The organism is Staphylococcus sp. HMSC063A07, assembly GCF_001836955.1.
GTDB classification, from domain to species: domain Bacteria; phylum Bacillota; class Bacilli; order Staphylococcales; family Staphylococcaceae; genus Staphylococcus; species Staphylococcus lugdunensis.
Map to the genome: position 1 here is coordinate 1 of NZ_KV830899.1, position 17,623 is coordinate 17,623.

General features: G+C 35.0%; 20 protein-coding genes. 8 read left to right on the forward strand and 12 right to left on the reverse strand.

Going from position 1 to position 17,623, the window contains the following annotated elements:
- Positions 1 to 40 precede the first annotated feature (40 nt).
- The 6 genes from HMPREF2597_RS00005 to pta all read right to left on the reverse strand — a co-directional run bounded on the left by HMPREF2597_RS00005 (position 41) and on the right by pta (position 5,810).
- The gene (locus tag HMPREF2597_RS00005) at positions 41 to 382 is read right to left on the reverse strand and encodes a YuzB family protein (protein ID WP_002479428.1); all 342 of its coding nucleotides are present in this window, start codon (positions 380 to 382) and stop codon (positions 41 to 43) included.
- A 165-nt stretch (positions 383 to 547) separates the two neighbouring features.
- Complete coding sequence (locus HMPREF2597_RS00010) at positions 548 to 1,624, reverse strand: phosphomevalonate kinase (RefSeq protein WP_002459879.1); 1,077 nt, start codon at positions 1,622 to 1,624, stop codon at positions 548 to 550.
- A 12-nt stretch (positions 1,625 to 1,636) separates the two neighbouring features.
- Complete coding sequence (gene mvaD / locus HMPREF2597_RS00015; protein ID WP_002459880.1) at positions 1,637 to 2,620, reverse strand: diphosphomevalonate decarboxylase; 984 nt, start codon at positions 2,618 to 2,620, stop codon at positions 1,637 to 1,639.
- Between the two features lie 4 nt (positions 2,621 to 2,624).
- Positions 2,625 to 3,548 carry a mevalonate kinase gene (mvk, locus tag HMPREF2597_RS00020; protein ID WP_002479429.1) on the reverse strand — a complete coding sequence of 308 codons (924 nt, stop codon included), beginning with the start codon at positions 3,546 to 3,548 and terminating at the stop codon, positions 2,625 to 2,627.
- A 442-nt stretch (positions 3,549 to 3,990) separates the two neighbouring features.
- Entirely contained in the window at positions 3,991 to 4,824 is an 834-nt protein-coding gene (locus HMPREF2597_RS00025; RefSeq protein WP_002479430.1) for a lipoate--protein ligase family protein, read from the reverse strand.
- The gene (gene pta / locus HMPREF2597_RS00030; protein ID WP_002459883.1) at positions 4,824 to 5,810 is read right to left on the reverse strand and encodes a phosphate acetyltransferase; all 987 of its coding nucleotides are present in this window, start codon (positions 5,808 to 5,810) and stop codon (positions 4,824 to 4,826) included. Before pta ends, HMPREF2597_RS00025 begins: the two co-directional genes overlap by 1 nt.
- Positions 5,811 to 5,971: 161 nt before the next feature.
- Here pta and hemQ point away from each other — a divergent pair, with 161 nt between their 5' ends.
- Positions 5,972 to 6,721: a hydrogen peroxide-dependent heme synthase gene (gene hemQ, locus HMPREF2597_RS00035; protein ID WP_002459884.1), complete on the forward strand. Its 750-nt coding sequence runs from the start codon at positions 5,972 to 5,974 to the stop codon at positions 6,719 to 6,721.
- A gap of 672 nt (positions 6,722 to 7,393) precedes the next feature.
- The gene (locus HMPREF2597_RS00040) at positions 7,394 to 7,816 is read left to right on the forward strand and encodes a DUF1433 domain-containing protein (RefSeq protein ID WP_002479432.1); all 423 of its coding nucleotides are present in this window, start codon (positions 7,394 to 7,396) and stop codon (positions 7,814 to 7,816) included.
- An 82-nt stretch (positions 7,817 to 7,898) separates the two neighbouring features.
- Here the strand turns inward: HMPREF2597_RS00040 and HMPREF2597_RS00045 are convergent, their stop codons facing one another.
- Positions 7,899 to 8,108 carry a hypothetical protein gene (locus tag HMPREF2597_RS00045; RefSeq protein WP_002459888.1) on the reverse strand — a complete coding sequence of 70 codons (210 nt, stop codon included), beginning with the start codon at positions 8,106 to 8,108 and terminating at the stop codon, positions 7,899 to 7,901.
- Positions 8,109 to 8,527: 419 nt separating this feature from the next.
- Here HMPREF2597_RS00045 and HMPREF2597_RS00050 point away from each other — a divergent pair, with 419 nt between their 5' ends.
- Positions 8,528 to 9,295 (forward strand): threonine/serine exporter family protein, encoded by a 768-nt coding sequence (locus HMPREF2597_RS00050; protein WP_002459890.1) that lies wholly within the window; start codon positions 8,528 to 8,530, stop codon positions 9,293 to 9,295.
- 12 nt (positions 9,296 to 9,307) lie between these two features.
- A complete protein-coding gene (locus HMPREF2597_RS00055; RefSeq protein ID WP_002479433.1) occupies positions 9,308 to 9,760 on the forward strand; it encodes a threonine/serine exporter family protein in 453 nt (150 codons plus the stop codon).
- Between the two features lie 107 nt (positions 9,761 to 9,867).
- Here HMPREF2597_RS00055 and HMPREF2597_RS00060 read toward each other — a convergent pair whose 3' ends face one another.
- The 4 genes from HMPREF2597_RS00060 to HMPREF2597_RS00075 all read right to left on the reverse strand — a co-directional run bounded on the left by HMPREF2597_RS00060 (position 9,868) and on the right by HMPREF2597_RS00075 (position 12,864).
- Positions 9,868 to 11,343, reverse strand: a complete 1,476-nt coding sequence (locus HMPREF2597_RS00060; RefSeq protein WP_002479434.1) for an APC family permease — start codon at positions 11,341 to 11,343, stop codon at positions 9,868 to 9,870.
- 72 nt (positions 11,344 to 11,415) lie between these two features.
- The gene (locus tag HMPREF2597_RS00065) at positions 11,416 to 11,784 is read right to left on the reverse strand and encodes a DUF423 domain-containing protein (RefSeq protein ID WP_162285079.1); all 369 of its coding nucleotides are present in this window, start codon (positions 11,782 to 11,784) and stop codon (positions 11,416 to 11,418) included.
- Between the two features lie 23 nt (positions 11,785 to 11,807).
- Complete coding sequence (locus HMPREF2597_RS00070; protein ID WP_002479435.1) at positions 11,808 to 12,203, reverse strand: DUF5327 family protein; 396 nt, start codon at positions 12,201 to 12,203, stop codon at positions 11,808 to 11,810.
- Entirely contained in the window at positions 12,196 to 12,864 is a 669-nt protein-coding gene (locus HMPREF2597_RS00075; protein ID WP_002479436.1) for a uracil-DNA glycosylase, read from the reverse strand. Before HMPREF2597_RS00075 ends, HMPREF2597_RS00070 begins: the two co-directional genes overlap by 8 nt.
- A 152-nt stretch (positions 12,865 to 13,016) precedes the next feature.
- Here HMPREF2597_RS00075 and HMPREF2597_RS00080 point away from each other — a divergent pair, with 152 nt between their 5' ends.
- The 4 genes from HMPREF2597_RS00080 (at position 13,017) to vraX (ending at position 16,678) form a co-directional block, all read left to right on the forward strand.
- The gene (locus HMPREF2597_RS00080) at positions 13,017 to 14,009 is read left to right on the forward strand and encodes a choloylglycine hydrolase family protein (RefSeq protein ID WP_070817087.1); all 993 of its coding nucleotides are present in this window, start codon (positions 13,017 to 13,019) and stop codon (positions 14,007 to 14,009) included.
- Between the two features lie 88 nt (positions 14,010 to 14,097).
- Positions 14,098 to 14,928: a bifunctional hydroxymethylpyrimidine kinase/phosphomethylpyrimidine kinase gene (thiD, locus tag HMPREF2597_RS00085; protein WP_002479438.1), complete on the forward strand. Its 831-nt coding sequence runs from the start codon at positions 14,098 to 14,100 to the stop codon at positions 14,926 to 14,928.
- Positions 14,929 to 15,223: 295 nt separating this feature from the next.
- The gene (locus HMPREF2597_RS00090) at positions 15,224 to 16,357 is read left to right on the forward strand and encodes an FAD-dependent oxidoreductase (protein ID WP_002479439.1); all 1,134 of its coding nucleotides are present in this window, start codon (positions 15,224 to 15,226) and stop codon (positions 16,355 to 16,357) included.
- A 150-nt stretch (positions 16,358 to 16,507) separates the two neighbouring features.
- Entirely contained in the window at positions 16,508 to 16,678 is a 171-nt protein-coding gene (gene vraX / locus HMPREF2597_RS12670) for a C1q-binding complement inhibitor VraX (protein WP_002479440.1), read from the forward strand.
- A 179-nt stretch (positions 16,679 to 16,857) separates the two neighbouring features.
- On the opposite strand, the gene scdA is transcribed toward vraX, so the two are convergent.
- Entirely contained in the window at positions 16,858 to 17,535 is a 678-nt protein-coding gene (gene scdA, locus HMPREF2597_RS00095; RefSeq protein ID WP_002479441.1) for an iron-sulfur cluster repair di-iron protein ScdA, read from the reverse strand.
- Positions 17,536 to 17,623 lie beyond the last annotated feature (88 nt).

Genomic DNA, 17,623 nt, shown 5'->3' on the forward strand with positions numbered 1-17,623 from the left:
CATTACAATTTTAATACTTTGTATTTATGTTCCAAATTGTTTATTTTGCAGCTTTGCGTTGTTCTAATTTTTCTTTTAGTTTTCGATCTTGCTCTTCTTTACGTCGTTTACGTTCTTCATTACGTTTTCTCAAGCGTTCTTCTTCTTCAGGGTTACGTGGTTTTTTTAATTGTTTTACCACTTTCTCCATCAATTCGTCTTCTGTCAATGCTGCTAACGGTCTATTATTAACAAATGCAAAGGTTTTTCGTCGGCCTGGGCCACAATATGACTGGCATCCAATCTCAATCTCTGCATCTGGATCAAGTTTTTCTAATTTTTTCTTTAGCGACTTCATATTAACTGCCTGACATTCATCACAAATTAAAAATTTGTTTTTCATTGTGTCACCCACCTTTACTTCGCATTCATATTTAACTCTATTTATTTTACTCTATTGAGAGAAAATTTCAAGCTGTTCTCTTTAGACACATCATCACATTATTACATTATATTTCAAAAAGAAAAACAACCTCTTCATTAAATTCAAAAGGTTGTCACATCTGATTTACTGTCCATGATATATTTTGAAAGGTAACGGTTTAATGCCATCATGCGCCCATGCTTCATATATTTTGTGTTTATCAACATTCGTATCAATAATCGCTATGCCGCAATCGCCGCCACCTGCACCAGACGTTTTAGCTGCGCCACCATGGGCTTCTGCAATATCACATAACCGTTTTAATTTATTTGTTTCGATATCTACAGATGCTGCATCATCCATTTTACGTATCACTTTACGATTTTGGCGAATCATTTTCTGAACACCTTTAATATTATTCATCTTAAAGGCATTGATTAATTGTTCAACACACAAATGTGATTGCTCAATAAAATCACCGTAAAATGCTGGATCTGATTTTAAACGTTTCACTTCACTAACTAAATGTGGTGAAGATGCTGGAGATCCTGTCCATCCGATAATAACTTCCATATTTTCAGGTGCTTGTAAAGGCTCAATATGCAAGCCAGGCCAGTTCTTTTCTAGAACATCACTTACATGGCCTTCTTCCATTTGTTGCTTCACCCAATCATGATCAAAGGTACTATAGGCTAACCAACCACTGTAAACACTAACAGCTATATCACCGCAAGAACTTAAACTTTGTAATTTCATATTTGCAATAACAGCTAATTTATAGATATATAAATTAGATAACTGCATATCATAAAATTTATTGAGTGCTTTAACTACAGATACTAATACTGCAGCACTTGAACCTAAACCATATTTCTGACCTGATTCATCTGCAAGATTACTATCAATAGTTAAATGAAAATGCTCAAGCTTAATATCACAGCTTCTAGCATATTGCTCAAAAACTTCAATTGCAGTGACAACATATTTCAACTGTTTCGCTGCATGTGTATCAGAAATTTCAATTTGATTATCATTACGATTATATGATACTGGATCATGATGCAGCGTTTTAGAATGAATAGTTCCAACAACTTCATTAGAAGCTTTAATTGTAGCTGTGACAAAACGATTCACTGCAATCAAAACGGATTTATAACCCGGTTCAGTAACGGCATATTCACCTGCAATATAAAGTTTTCCGGGAGCTTTCACACGAATCATTTTATCTCTTCCTTACTTAATAATTTCGACGCCTGATGAAATGATGTCACTCGACATAATCTGTGATGTTTCAAATGTTTCTTCAAAAGCTGATTGAACAGCTTGTAGATTTTTCTTTTCAACAATGACTTTGACATTGGGCCCTGCATCCATAGTGAAGTAACAAGGAATACCATTTTCACGACATTGGTGAACAATTTCCATAGCCAAATAGCTTTCTGGTACTAAATAGGTAAAAGGTGGCTGCGCCCCTAAATTTGTTGCATGCATACGTAATCCATTAGCTTCAATTGTTTCACCAAACCGTTGAAAATCTTTGGTTTTGATCGCTGCTTTTGCATCTGCTAAATCTTGCTCTACATAATCTAACCAATATTGATAAAAACGCGATGTTTCTTTAGTCAGCGACATGCCCGCTCGACTAGAAACTTTTTTAGATTGTTTGTTAATAACAATAAAGATCATGGCCAAATCCTTTTCCCAATCTTTGGCATCGATTTGTTCAGCATATGATGTTAAGTCATCATAGCCTTTATGCCATTCAACAAATCCACCAAAAATACTGCGACTTGCCGAACCAGAACCACGACGTGCCAATCTCGATAAGTCTTTATCTGTCATTTGTAATTCTAAGGCTTCATTACAAGCGGCGGCCAAAGCAGCATAAGCACTTGCAGATGAGGCTAAACCGGCAGCTGTTGGCACATGATTTGTACTTTCAATAAGGGCATGCATTGTTATTCCCGCTTTGGCTCTAACAATATCCATAAAACGTTGAATTTTTTGGTTTTCTGTCGCGCTAACATGTTCACCATTTAAAATAAGCTGATCTGAATTATAACTATGATTAAATGTCACTTGTGTTTCAGTATAAAAACGTTCTAACGTAACAGATAAACTATTATTCATTGGGATGATTAATGCTTCATCTTTTTTTCCCCAATATTTTATAACAGCAATATTTGTATGTGCGCGTGCTTTGCCACTTTTTACCAACGCCCTAACCTCCTAAATATTCAATCCAAGTATGCTCAGCCCCAGCCTTTTCTGCAGCTGATACTACACGTTTCGCGGTATTCAGGTCTTCTGCTAAAATCAGCATGCTTCCACCACGACCCCCACCAGTTAATTTACCAGCAACTGCACCATTTTGTTGCGCCGTCTTCAAAAATAGTTCTATTTTGTCATGACTCACTGTTAATGTTCTTAAGTCTTCTTGACATTGATTAAATATCTCAGCTAATTGTTGAAAACTATGGTGTTCAATTGCATCGCTTGCTTGATGTACTAACTGACCTATATGCGTTATTTTATCCATATAATAAGCATCATTATTACATAAACGATGAACGTCCTCGACTGCTTGTTTCGTTGATCCTTTCACACCAGTATCAATAACAACCATATAGCCATCCAATTGTAAAGTTTTTAAATGTTCAACTTTACCTTGCTGATACCATACCGGTTTATTACTAATAATCGTTTGTGTGTCAATGCCACTTGGCTTACCATGGGCAATACGTTCAGCCCAATTGGCATAGGTTAAAAGGTCGTCATCAGATAAAGGAATACCTAAATAGTCATAGCTTGCTCTAACAAATGCAACTGCAACAGCAGCACTTGAACCTAATCCACGTGATGGGGGCAAATTGGCTTTAATTTTAACCAATAGTGGATCTTCTATGTGATGTTTATCCACAAAACGGGTAACGATGGACTTTAAATGTTCTGGCGCATCATATAAAGGCCCATCATAGACATCACTTTGAATCGCAGAGTAATTTCCTTTTTCTAAACTTTCTATTAAAATTTTAACCTTTCCAGCGTTAAACGGAATCGCAATGGCTGGTTGTCCAAATGTTACTGCATGTTCACCTATTAAGATAATCTTACCAGTCGATTCACCATATCCTCGTCGCGTCATGTTAGCTCACCTTTAGTCTTTTTTCTATTTACTTATTTGCAATTAAAAAACGCGAAGCTCGAAATCTTCACATTCTATCTTTTGCTTTATTCAACTTATTATTTTATCGAACTTTGTCACGTTTCCGCTACAATTATGTCATAAAACTTTGTTTTTATAGTAGACTAATACCACAAAAATGTAAAATAACAATTGTCATTCGTTGCACAACACTTAAATAGTATATAGCGATTGTATTTTTGTTTCAAAAATTTAACTTACTCTACCTTAAATCTTGATTTTATAAACATTTATAGTCTTAATTTCATATTCTTTATTTTCTACCTAACCCATCATACTACAATTTCAATTTAAATGTGCACGTTATTTGTATCAAAATTAAAAAACATCCTAAATCATTGTAGATAATCATACAATGATTCAGGATGCTCACATCTTAGTGCTATAACAATCGTGACATTTTATCGTTGCGCTCCACTATTTTATCAAAATGTCCTTCATATCGTTGCCATTCATCTTCTGTAATGGCATCCATGTTTAGCTTGCCGCCTAAATCTTGAATCGCATGTAATAATTGGAACATAACATCTTGTACTTTAATATCACGTTCTAACAACGTTTCTAGTGATGCCATACATTGGGGTTCGATGTCTGGATATTTAAATTTTGTTGTTTCTCCTTTAAGTGCCTGTTGGTAAAAATGGCGCATCATCTCAGCACGCTTTGACCCAGAGCCTTCCACGCACAAATAAATTTGTACGGCAATGCCACCTCGGACACGTCGTTGCGAAATACCGGCAAACTTTTTATCATTAATGCTTAAATCAAACTTTCCAGGACAATAAGAACGTTCAATTTCATGTGTTTCAATTTCAACATCATCGTCTTCAAACATTTTACAAATTAATAAATACATCACTGAGAAAGCTTCATCAATTGTTGTTTCTGTCTGTCCTTTAAAAATTAAAGATATATTCAGTATGCCTTGATCTAATACAACTCCTAAACCGCCAGAGTTGCGCACAATCGCATTATAACCAACTTCATCAGTTAAATAGCGAATACCATCCTTGAGATAAGGTAAACGTGAATCATGAATACCTAATATAACAGTATGTTGATGAATCCAAGTTCTTACAACATTACATGATAAATCTTTACCCACGCTCTCTGAAAACGTATCATCAAATGCAAATGATTGCATTGGCGCAAGTCCATTCGTATGGTCTATATAGCGCCAATCCACACCATTAAAATATTTACTACTTAGTTCCATTATTGTAATGTTTGAGCAGCAGTAATAATTGATAAATTATACACGTCTTCGATTGAGCAGCCACGTGATAAATCATTTACTGGAGAATTAAGTCCTTGCAATACTGGACCAACCGCATCAAATCCACCTAAACGTTGTGCGATTTTATAGCCAATGTTTCCTGCTTCTAAACTTGGGAATACAAAGACATTTGCATCACCTTGGATTTTAGCGCCTGGCGCTTTTTTCTCAGCCACTGCAGGTACGATGGCAGCATCAAATTGGAATTCTCCATCAATAATGACATTTTCTAAATGATCTGCTGAAACTTTTTCTTGTGCTAATTGAACGGCATTAGCCACTTTTTCAACATCATCAGATTTTGCTGAACCTTTAGTAGAAAAGCTTAACATTGCCACACGAGGATCCATACCAAAGCTTTGAGCAGATTTAGCACTTTCTACAGCAACTTCTGCTAAGCCCTGTGCATCTAATTCTGGGTTGATTGCGCAATCACCAAAGATATATTGTTTGTCGTCTTTAATCATAAAGAAGATACCTGATGTTCTTGAAACACCTGGTTTTGTTTTAATGATTTGTAATGCAGGACGCACTGTATCTCCTGTTGAATGTGCGGCACCACTTACTAAACCATCTGCTTTACCAGCATATACAAGCATCGTTCCGAAATAGTTAACATTGTTTAGTAATTCTTTAGCTTGTTCTTCTGTCGCTTTCCCTTTACGACGTTCTACAAATGATGACACTAGTTCTGGTTTTAGTTCGCTTGTTGTAGGATTGATAACTTCAATACCAGTAAGATCCAATCCTTTGTCTTGTGCTAAAGCATTAACTTTAGCTTCGTCACCTAATACGATAGGCGTTACATAGTCTGTTGCTTGTAATTGCGTTGCAGCTGTTAAAACACGTTCGTCTTCACCTTCAGGTAGTACGATTCTGACATTTTTTCCTGAAAGTTTACTTTGTAATACATCTAATAAAGACATAGTACCCTCCTATTTGTTATACATAATAATATTTGCACTCTTAATTATACTTGATTTATCATGAGAATTCCATTTCACTAATTTGTAATCTTTTATTTAGAATAAGCAACCAAACTTATGCTAAAATTTTAAATAAATGATACGAAAAGGAGCGATTATTAATGAGTGAAGCAGCAGAAACTTTAGATGGTTGGTATAGTTTACATTTATTTTATGCGATAGATTGGACAACATTTAGACTCGTACCTGAAGATGACCGTCATGCTATGGTGCAAGAACTACAACAATTTCTTGCCGATAAAGCAAATGCTAGAGCCTCTCATACAGGTGATCAAGCACTCTATAATATTACAGGTCAGAAAGCAGATCTTTTATTATGGGTGTTGCGTCCAGAAATGAAAGAATTAAATATAATCGAAAATGAATTAAATAAATGTCGAATTTCAGATTTTCTAATTCCAACATACTCTTATGTATCTGTCATTGAGTTAGGTAATTACCTTGCTGGTAAATCTGATGAAGACCCATATGAAAATCCACATATTAAAGCACGCTTATATCCAGAATTACCACATTCTGAATATATCTGCTTCTACCCAATGGATAAACGACGAAATGAAACATATAATTGGTATATGTTACCGATGGAAGATAGAAAAGAGCTCATGTACAACCACGGTAAAATCGGTCGTAAATATGCTGGTAAAATCAAACAATTTATTACTGGTTCAGTTGGCTTTGATGATTTTGAATGGGGCGTTACATTGTTCTCTGATGATGTACTACAGTTTAAAAAAATCGTCTATGAAATGCGTTTTGATGAAACTACAGCGCGCTATGGTGAATTTGGCAGCTTCTACATTGGTCATATTCTAGAACTTGATCAATTAGATTCATTTTTCGCTATTTAACAAAAACATTTAAGACATGAACTGTTAATATTTTATTCCAATTGTATTATTGACAATTGAGTCCCAAAACCCTTAACAAATTCAAAAACTGTTGATGCGGCAGGTTAATAGCTCGAGCTATTCCGATATTCGTCACTTCAGTTTAGTTAAGGGTTCTTTTTAATGCACAATAAATTTTTCATCATAAAGTATGGGGAGCAGGACAGACTTCATTATGAATTCGTAGTTCCGCCCGGCAAAGCTGAATAGGATTGGAAAAAGCTTGGTATAAGCGCATTTTCAATCCAGTCAACTACTGCCAATATTTAGTTCATAGCCTAGAACATAATGATGGCCCATACTGTTTATTTAAAACTTGCTAATGTTTAAAAACACTTTAAATACTTCTCAAATGAAAAGTTTCGTTACATCTTGTGTACCTAGCACAGAAAATGGCAATCTGATATTTTCTCTTAAATCCCCCAAAAATCATCGATCTGAACTTTCCCGTGCTTATCAACAGGGATATTCCTTCCATCTTTATTGAGTTATACTTATCTTGTCGAAAATCTGTAACTTTAAATCATTTTCATTATTTTTATATGTAACTGTGATATATGAAAAAGTACAATATGTAGTATCGTTATTATATAATTCATCCATAGATTTCACCTCAGTTTAGGAGTTGATTCAATGTCAAAAAAACACATTTTTATGATTCTTGGCATAATCTTGAGTTTATGCATAATTAGTGGAGGCGTCTATCTCAAAATGAAACATGACGAACGTGAAAAACAAAAGGAAATCTACTACAAAGAACAACAAGAACGTATTACCCTTTACCTTAAACACAACACCAAAGAAGCTAATACCATCAAATCTGTTCATTTCACAAGTTTAAAATTAGGTCCTATGGGCGATGCTGTTATTAAAGGGTATATTAACAAAAACGAAAAAGATGACTTTGTTGCTTATGGAGACCCACAGGATAATTTTCAATTTGAAGGCGATATGATAAAAAGTGAAAAAGTAAGTCAACTATTAAAGCCAGCACATCAACTAAAATCACCCGATGAAATCAAAAAAGAACTAAATAATAATAAAAAAGATCACTGAATTCAGTGATCTTTTCAAGTTAATTTGCGCTTTAAGAATGTATCAAATATCTATGTTTGAATGTTTTATTTTCAGTAAATTGTCAATCTAATTCATAAATCTGATTGTTTTGAAATGGATTAACAGCGTTTTTCGTTTCAGCTTTTATGTCATCGAGTTCATCATTTATCGCTGATTGGAAACCTTGTTTTAAATCAGCGTTATTAATCCATTTAATATTATGTTTAGTGATACTCATAAACCATATTTCAGTTTGTTGCGCTCGTTCTCTTGATTCCTTTGAAATTTTCATCAGAAAATCTTGCAGACTCTACTGCATGTCAACTACACTGAAGTTCTTTTGTAGCTTTAGCGAATTTGTCCCAATATGTATTTTTAAAAAACAGGGCTTTAAACCCTGTTCTTACTTAGTATCTCTTGGGAGAACTTTAATTACTACTACTCTATTCGTTAACTACACAAAATATACTGTCGCTACCCAGTATATTTTCCCTGTTAACACTTTTATTTTAACCCTTTTTAATAAAAATAAACATATTTCGTTAAGTTATCGCAATAATACTGATAAAAAAGTAATAAAAATACAATTTTTGTTACTAAAGTTTAACCTTTCATCATTATAATATCGCTACATGATTTAAATTATTGTGTAGCCATTTCGATACGCATCTACTATAATTAATGTAACATTCTACTTGATATGGTGATGAAATGAACAAAAAACAATATATAGATACAGAGCGAGAAACTCTAATTAAAGATGTGATAATGTTAGCAGGTCGTATCTTATTAGAATCAGGCGCAGAAGGTACACGTGTTGAAGATACAATGACGCGTATTGCTAAATCATTAGGCTATTCAGACAGCAATAGTTTCGTCACAAATACTGTCATTCAATTTACTTTACACGATGAAACATATCCCCGTTTATTTAGAATCAACGCCCGTGATACTAATTTAATTAAAATATCACAAGCTAATGAAATTTCACGAATGATTTCAAGTAATAAAATTGATTTAGAAGATGCCAAACATAGACTCGAACACATTTATATTGCTGAACGCGATAGTAGCTTAAGTTTTAAAGGAATAGCAGCTGCAATCATTGCGCTAAGTTTCTTATATCTTCAAGGTGGTACGCTCATCGATACCTTAACAGCCATTTTAGCTGGTGGTCTCGGTTATTTAGTCGTTGAGATCTTAGATAGAAAGCTTCACGCACAATTTATTCCTGAGTTTGTTGGTTCTCTAGTCATTGGAATGATTGCTGTGACTGGGCATCATTTTATTCCCAATGGTGATCTTGCCACCATTATTATTGCTGCTGTAATGCCTATAGTTCCTGGAGTATTAATTACGAATGCAATACAAGATTTATTTGGTGGTCACATGCTGATGTTTACGACCAAGTCATTAGAGGCGCTCGTTACTTCATTTGGTATCGGGGCAGGCGTAGGTTCAATCTTAATTATGGTATAGGAGAAATGTCTTATGTTTTGGTTACTAAACTTTATATTTAGTTATACCGCATCATTATTCTTTTGCGTCATTTTTGATGCGCCTAGAAAATTATATCTGACATGTGGGCTTGTAGGTGCATGTGGTTGGATGGTCTACGTTATATTTTTCAACGGCTTACGCCTCCACACGATCTACTCTAGTTTCTTTGGCAGTTTAGCTTTAGGCCTTATCAGTCATTTTATGGCGCGAAAACAGAAAGAACCTGCAATTATATTTATGGTTACTGGAATCATACCACTCGTCCCTGGTGGTCTTGCTTTTGATGCCACTAAAAGCCTTGTCTTATTGGAGTTTGGAAAAGCTATCAATACAATGTTAGAAGTAACACTTATCGCAGGTGCCATCGCTTTAGGCTTATTATTTGCAGACCAAGTTTCTAAAATTAGTGTGTCCGGTTTCGTTAAAAGATATAAGCGTCTATAGTGTTTCAAACGTTTGAACACAACAATTTAAAATAAAGACACACAGTGCATAGATTGACGCTGCGTGTCTTTTTGTATTCTTAAAATTTATATATTCATTGATAGTCATTATTCATTTTTATCTTCGTTCATCATGTCATTCACTTCATCTTCAGAGTGATTTAATATCAAACGACTTAGCTCATCATTGTTCATCGCTTTTATTTTTGGATAGCGAATAACAAAGAATACTAAACCAATAATTAACCAGCCAGCTAAAGCAACATATGAAGGTAACGATAACGATGCCGGAGACCCTGGTATTAATAATAAGTATAAGAATATAAATGAGATAATGGATCCAATAATACCAAAACTCTTAAATACTGGGCCGTATGTTTCACTCTCTTTATTAAAACTAAATAATTTAGCAGCAGATAAACAAGTAATAAAGTATGCAATCGATACACCCGTGGATGACATATTAACGATCCACGTCAAAGCTGTACGCCCCAACCATGGTGCAATTAAAGTAACTGCAACTAAGAAGACAATTGCCACATAAGGCGTTTTATATTTGGAATGTAATTTACTAAACATCGTAGGCATAATTCCAGAACGCCCCATTGAAAAGAGCAGTCGACTAGCACTCATCAAGAAGCCATTTAATCCAGTAAAAATCCCCATAATAATAGCAATCGCTAGGACAAACAATCCAATATAGCTAAAGGTCGATTGTGTCACCGCACCAGTCAACCATAAATTGCCATTCACACTTTTTGCTGACGTGCTTAACCAACCTGTATACAAAATCATTAAGACATAAGTAAATGCTGCAGCTAATAAGCTATAAACAATTAGCTTAAATGTCTTATTGGGTGAAAAGTTAAACTCTTCTGCCGTTTGTGGAATATTATCAAAACCAACGTAAGCCCATGGTGCAACCGCAACAATCATAATAATAGATGTAAACCAACCACGTTTAGGATTTGCTAATGGTTGCAAATGACCGAAATCAAAGGTACTACCAAAAAATGAGCCTACAAACATTAACAATACGACAAGCACCATAGCAACACAAAAATAATATTGTAGTGACCCAGAGACACTTGCACCACGAATCGAAATAAGCATAAACACGATAAGTAATACGCTTGCTATAATAATTTCAGTTATGTAAACATCCCAACCAGCTATAGTATATAACTTTCCAGTGTTTAAAACATTGGGCAGTAAAAATTTAATTAATAAACTAAAAGCCGTTGCATTTAACGCCACGACACAAACATATCCAAATGTTAGAAACCATGATGAAAAGAAACTAACATATCTACCAAAGCTTAAATAGCTAAATGCAAATGCACCACCAGAAACGGGAAAGCGCTCAACTAATGCACCATAACTGACAGCGATTAAAATCATCAACAATGCGCCTATAAAAATACCTAAAGATGCGGCTACAGGTCCTGATTGCATAATCCAATCACCTGGTAAAATAAATGCTCCCCATCCTATACATGAACCATAAGCAATGGCCCATACGAATTTCTCAGATAGATTTTGCTTTAAATCGCCTCTATCAACTTTATTTTGTTTTTCAGTCATAAAAAAACTCACCTCAAGGTAACTGTATACCCCAAAAGTGAGTTCTCTAACATATTTATATGACCATTACTTTTATACTGGCAGTTTAAACGCTGCGATAACTAGCATTAACCAACCCGCAATAAATAAGACACCACCAATAGGCGTAATTGCACCTAAAATACGAATCTCTGTTAATGCTAAAATATAAAGCGAACCACTAAAGAAGACGATACCCAAAAACATTAACCAACCTGCCCAATTAACATTCATGGATGTAGTTCCACTAATTATGCCAATTAGAATTAATCCTAACCCATGATACATTTGATATGTTGTTGCTTTTTCCCATACAGAGATATATTTTTCATTGAGTTTATCTTCAAGCACATGGGCACCAAAAGCACCTGTACCAACTGACATCATAGTACATAAAGCACCTAAGATAATAAATACTTTCATCATTATTTGTTCTCTCCTTACGCTTAAAAATCAAAAATAGAATCGCCGTTACCAATTTCATCATCTGTGACCATAGTATTTGAAGAAGCGACGTTCGTGTTGTGTGATGATTTCATGGAATTTGGTACTTTACCGCCCATAGCTTCTATTTCAGCAGCTGTTACCTTTGCTGCTTGCTTATGTCCTGTCTGTTGCACTGCTGATTTTGTATTTGACTTCACCGTGGTTGAAAAAGTTGGTCCCATAATATCATCCTGGGATGTTTCTTGACTTGCTCGATGGCCTGATGTTGTGGTTGTATATAAAGACGTTAGCGTATGAATCGCATATATGTGCTTCTCAAATTGTTGCTCATTACTTGCTTCATCCGCCTGAACTAATTCTTGTTCAATTAACTGGATGATTTTCTCTCTATCCATGAGTATTCTCCCCACTTTCACACCAATGTACTGGTGCTATTCCTTTTGACTCTAAATAAGCATTGGCTCTGGAATAAGGTTTTGAGCCAAAAAAGCCACGATAAGCCGATAACGGACTGGGATGTGACGATTTAATAATATAGTGCTTTTGCGTATCAATCAATTTCATTTTTTGTTGCGCTGGTTTGCCCCATAATATAAAAACCACATTTTGCCTATATCGTGATACAGCCTGAATAATTTCATCCGTGAATATTTCCCAACCTATATCTTTATGCGAATGTGCCTGGCCTTGGCGCACAGTCAACACCGTATTTAATAGTAGAACACCTTCACGTGCCCAATCCTGTAAATGCGGCGATGTCCTATGACAGCCAATATCATCTTCTAATTCTTGGTACATATTTTTTAAAGATGGTGGGAATTTCGCTTTAGGTTGTACCGAAAAAGCTAAACCATGCGCTTGATTTGGTCCGTGATAAGGATCTTGACCTAAAATCACAACTTTTATATTTTCAAAAGGCGTTAAACTAAAAGCTTGATAGATGTTTTTTCTATCTGGGTATACAATTTGCGTCGTATATTCTTTTTCTAAAAAATCATGCATCGCAGAAAAATCATGTCTAGATGTTATATCATGAAAAATTTGTGCCCACTCCATTATCTTCACCTCAAGCAATAGTTTAACATATACCTCTTAAAAGGTTCACTATCTATATAATGTAAACTTATAATACATAAAAGTTTACAAATTATATCTATTTCATTATGCTATGAATAAATAACAACACTGGAAATAAAGGAGAAATAACGATGTGTACTGGCTTTTCTTTTTATACAAAACAAAATCATCATTATTTAGCACGTACCATGGATTTTGCCTTTGAATTTAATGGCATACCTACTGTAGTGCCAAGAGATTTCAAATATGATTTTGATTTAGAAGATGCTTTGCAATTAACGTATGGTTTTGTAGGTACTAATCTTAAAGTGGGACGATATCGTTTTGGTGATGGTATCAATGAACAAGGACTTGCTATCTCCAATCATTATTTCACCGGCGAAGCCTCTTATTGTAAACATAAACGCTATGGATATTTTAATTTAGCACCTGAAGAATTTATTGTTTGGGTATTAGGCTTCGTAAAAAACATTGCGGATTTAAAGCAAAAGGCAGCACATATCAATATATTAAATGAAAAAAATACGACATTAAATATTGTGCCCCCATTACAATTTATGATCACAGATAAAACAGGTCATACTGCTACAGTTGAACCACGTAATGGTAGGGTCATTATCAAAGATAATCATGTAAACGTCCTTACCAATGCACCAAGCGTAGAATGGCATATAGAAAACTTACGCAATTACGCGTTTCTGTCACCAACGAAAACTGCTTATCCTATTGTAGGAAAGATACTTACTCGTCCTATGGGCATCGAAGCAGGTACAAATGGTTTGCCTGGAGGCTATACTTCGACCGAGCGTTTTGTTAGAGCAAGCTATCTTCGACAACAGTTACACAGTGCCACTGACGAAAGACAAAATCTTAACAACTGCTTTAAGCTGCTGGATAGTGCAAGTATTCCAAAAGGTGCTGTATTAGATGGTGGCATACCTCACTATACTCAGTATCAACTAGTCATGGACAGTGAAACATTAACGTTTTACATCAAGCCATATTCAACGAATCAAATTTTTTCGCTTACATTAACTGAAGAAATACTGACACAAAAAGAGATGGTGTTTTTCCCATTGAAACAAGAAATTCAATTTACACCGCTAAAAAACACTAAAGACTAGCAACCTATGTAAGTGTCCCTGCTATTTCTTAACCGTTAAAACATGATATGATAAAAACGTATTAGAAAATAATTGGGAGTGAACTTAAATGGCTTTAAAAAAAGTTTTAACAATTGCCGGTTCTGACACCAGTGCTGGCGCAGGAATGCAAGCAGACCTAAAAACGTTCCAAGAATTAGACACTTATGGCATGGTGGCATTGACTGCTGTCGTTACCATGGACAAAGATACGTGGTCTCACGATGTGACACCATTACCAATGGAGTTACTCGAAAAACAACTTGAAACTGCAATTTCAATTGGTCCAGACGCCATTAAAACAGGTATGTTGGGTACACAAGAAATTATTCAACGTGCTGGCGAGGCCTTTGAACAATCGGGTGCAAAATACTTCGTAGTAGACCCAGTGATGGTTTGTAAAGGCGAAGATGAAGTACTTAACCCGGGAAATACTGATGCGATGATTAAATATTTATTACCTAAAGCAACCGTAGTGACACCTAATTTATTTGAAGCAGGACAACTTTCAGGTTTAGGTAAATTAACTTCAATCGCAGACATGAAACAAGCAGCTAAAATCATTCATGATCAAGGTGCACAACATGTCATCATTAAAGGTGGTAAAGCACTAGATCAAGATAAATCTTATGATTTATACTTTGATGGCGCAAATTACTATCAATTAACAACAGATATGTTCCAACAAAGTTACAATCATGGTGCTGGTTGTACATTTGCAGCAGCAACAACAGCTTATTTAGCTAATGGCAAATCACCAAAAGAAGCTGTTATTGCCGCTAAAGGTTTTGTGGCATCTGCAATTAAAAATGGCTGGAAAATGAATGCGTTTGTTGGACCGGTTGATCATGGTGCATTTAATCGTGTTGAACATATCGACGTAGAAGTAACAGAAGTATAGTTTTTTAACATGAAGCTTTTAATTATTCTCTTGGCTTTAACAAAAGCAAACGGGAATAGTTAAAAGCTTTTTTATATAGTATTAAAATATCAACTTGTTCATTTTAGCCCCTATAAGTTACAGTAACTATTTCTACTTCGTCTATTTTACTTTCTAATATTTTAGTAATATAAACGATCAAAATCATCGACGAATAGGAAAAACTATATCACATTTATTATTTTATGTTTAAACTAACTGTTTTTTGCGTAAAGTAAGAATGCATTTAATTATTGAGTTTTAAAGGAGTTTTATGATGAATAAAGTAAAAGAACCTATTACAATTATTGGTGGCGGTATCGGTGGTTTAACACTTGCCCGTGTGTTATATGTGAATGGCATACCTTCAAAAATCTATGAGGCAGATGCATCGCCGAATGCTCGTACACAAGGTGGTCAATTAGATATTCATGAATATAATGGTCAGGTTGCTTTAGAAAAGGCTAATTTAATGGATGAATTTCATTCGATTATTCATGAAGGTGCCGATGCAGCAAAAATTGTAGATACCAATGGAGAATTACTTCTAGAGGTGCCTGCTGATGAAGAAAATGGACGTCCTGAAGTATTACGTGGTGACTTACGCCAAATTTTAATTCACTCACTTCCAGAAGAAACAATTGAATGGAATAAAAAAGTAGATCATATAGAAGAAATTCAACACGGAGAATATAAAGTCGTATTTAGAGATGAAAGCTTTGTAAACACTACAAAATTAATTGGCGCAGATGGTGCATGGTCAAAAGTACGCAAATTATTAACAGATATTACACCGAATTATGTAGGTACAACCTTTATTGAAACTTATTTACACGATGTTGATAACAAACATCCTAAAACAGCTGAAATTGTTGGTGAAGGAGCGATGTATGCCCTTTCTCCTGGAAAAGGTTTTGTAGCTCATCGCGAAGCAAATAATATTATTCACACTTATATAGAAATGAACCGTGATTTAGATTGGATTAATCGCATAGATTTTTCTAATAAAACAGAAACGATCAAAACGATTTTAGCTGAATTTAAAGGCTGGGCACCAGAAATTACTGCATTGTTAACTGAGTCAGATTCAAATATCGTAGCTAGAAAAATCAATGCTTTACCTGACAAACATCGCTGGGAACCTAAGTCAGGCATCACTTTAATTGGTGACGCTGCACATTTAATGGCGCCATCTGGTGAAGGCGCTAACTTAGCTATGCTAGATGGTGCAGAATTAGCAGAAGGCATCGCTAAAAATTACAATCATTTCGACGAAGTAATCAAAGAATACGAAAGTCAAATGTTCCCTAGAAGTGAAGCAGAGCAACAAGAATCACACGAACTATTGGATATTTGTCTAGGCCAAGATAGTCCTGAACGTTTTGTCAAACTATTTAAAGGTGAAGCATAATCACTGATAGCATTGCGTATTCTAAGTATTTAGTCGTAGAAGATTATACGTAGTACGTCGTATTAAAAGTTGGTACTTGGGGCTCATGATTTTGAATTAAAAATTCAGTAAGATATGAAGTGTAGAGAGATAAAGGAGGAGCAAGTCAACATGATTATTCACAAGCAAAATATAGAAAACGGTGTCCCTATCTACGAAATCATTACGCGGACCTTCAAGACAATTACGGTAAAATTCGATGAAACGTTTAATAAAAACGAAATCTATAAATTGCTCTCTCTACTAGAAAATGACGTTGATAACATGAAATTAAGTTATTAACCTCATTGACCTCCATGTTATTTCGTCATGGATCCACCCTTAAAAAGTACGATGTTACTGACCCCCTATCATGTAACAAACGTCAAATAGTATTCCTAAATTCACCTTATTAAAGTCAAACAAGCACTGAATTCATTCCAAAGTTGTCCCCTTTGGCGAATATCAGTGCTTGTTTGTTGTTATGCATGTAATTTATTAAACAATACATGATTTTCAAGATGCACATGTCGATATGTTGCTTTTTCAATTGCTTGGAGGCGTTGATAAACGAGGCGCCATGTATTACATGCTTCATTTGGAATTGTATAATCATTTGTTAGCTGATTCATTTTCTTCAGTATTTGACCAACCTCATCATGATCTGTCTTCAAATCTAGAATAATTTGTTCTATTTCTGCAACATCTTGCCCATTTGAAAAAGCAATCATTTTAGGAAAATCATGATCATCTTCTTGTGCCGTGTGTGCAGTCATGTTGTTTTTATATTGGGTATATAACGCTTTTAACTCAATGAGATAATCGTGTTGCGGCCCATGTACTTTAGCTACTTTTGTTATATATGGCGTTAGTTGTTTTAATTCTTCCTTTAGTGGTTCATGATACGCAGCTTGAATATACTGAATCAATGAGGCCACGCTTAAATATTTAGGATTTAAACCGCCACCTGGCTCACTTTGTCTTTCGAGTTGTTGAAGCTGTGATAACAACGCTTCTAACGATAATTTACTCTTTTGGCTTGCTTGTTCGATTGAAATAGCACCACCGCAACAAAAATCTATGCCTGCATGCTTAAAAACATCTGCTGCTTTTGGATAATCAGTCACTACTTCTGCAACAATTGTTTCTTTCGTTATCATATTAATCACCTTTATCATATAAGTTATCCATATTATAAAACGTGTTAGCACGATAACCTAGTCTGTTCATAAGATTGACAAAATGACG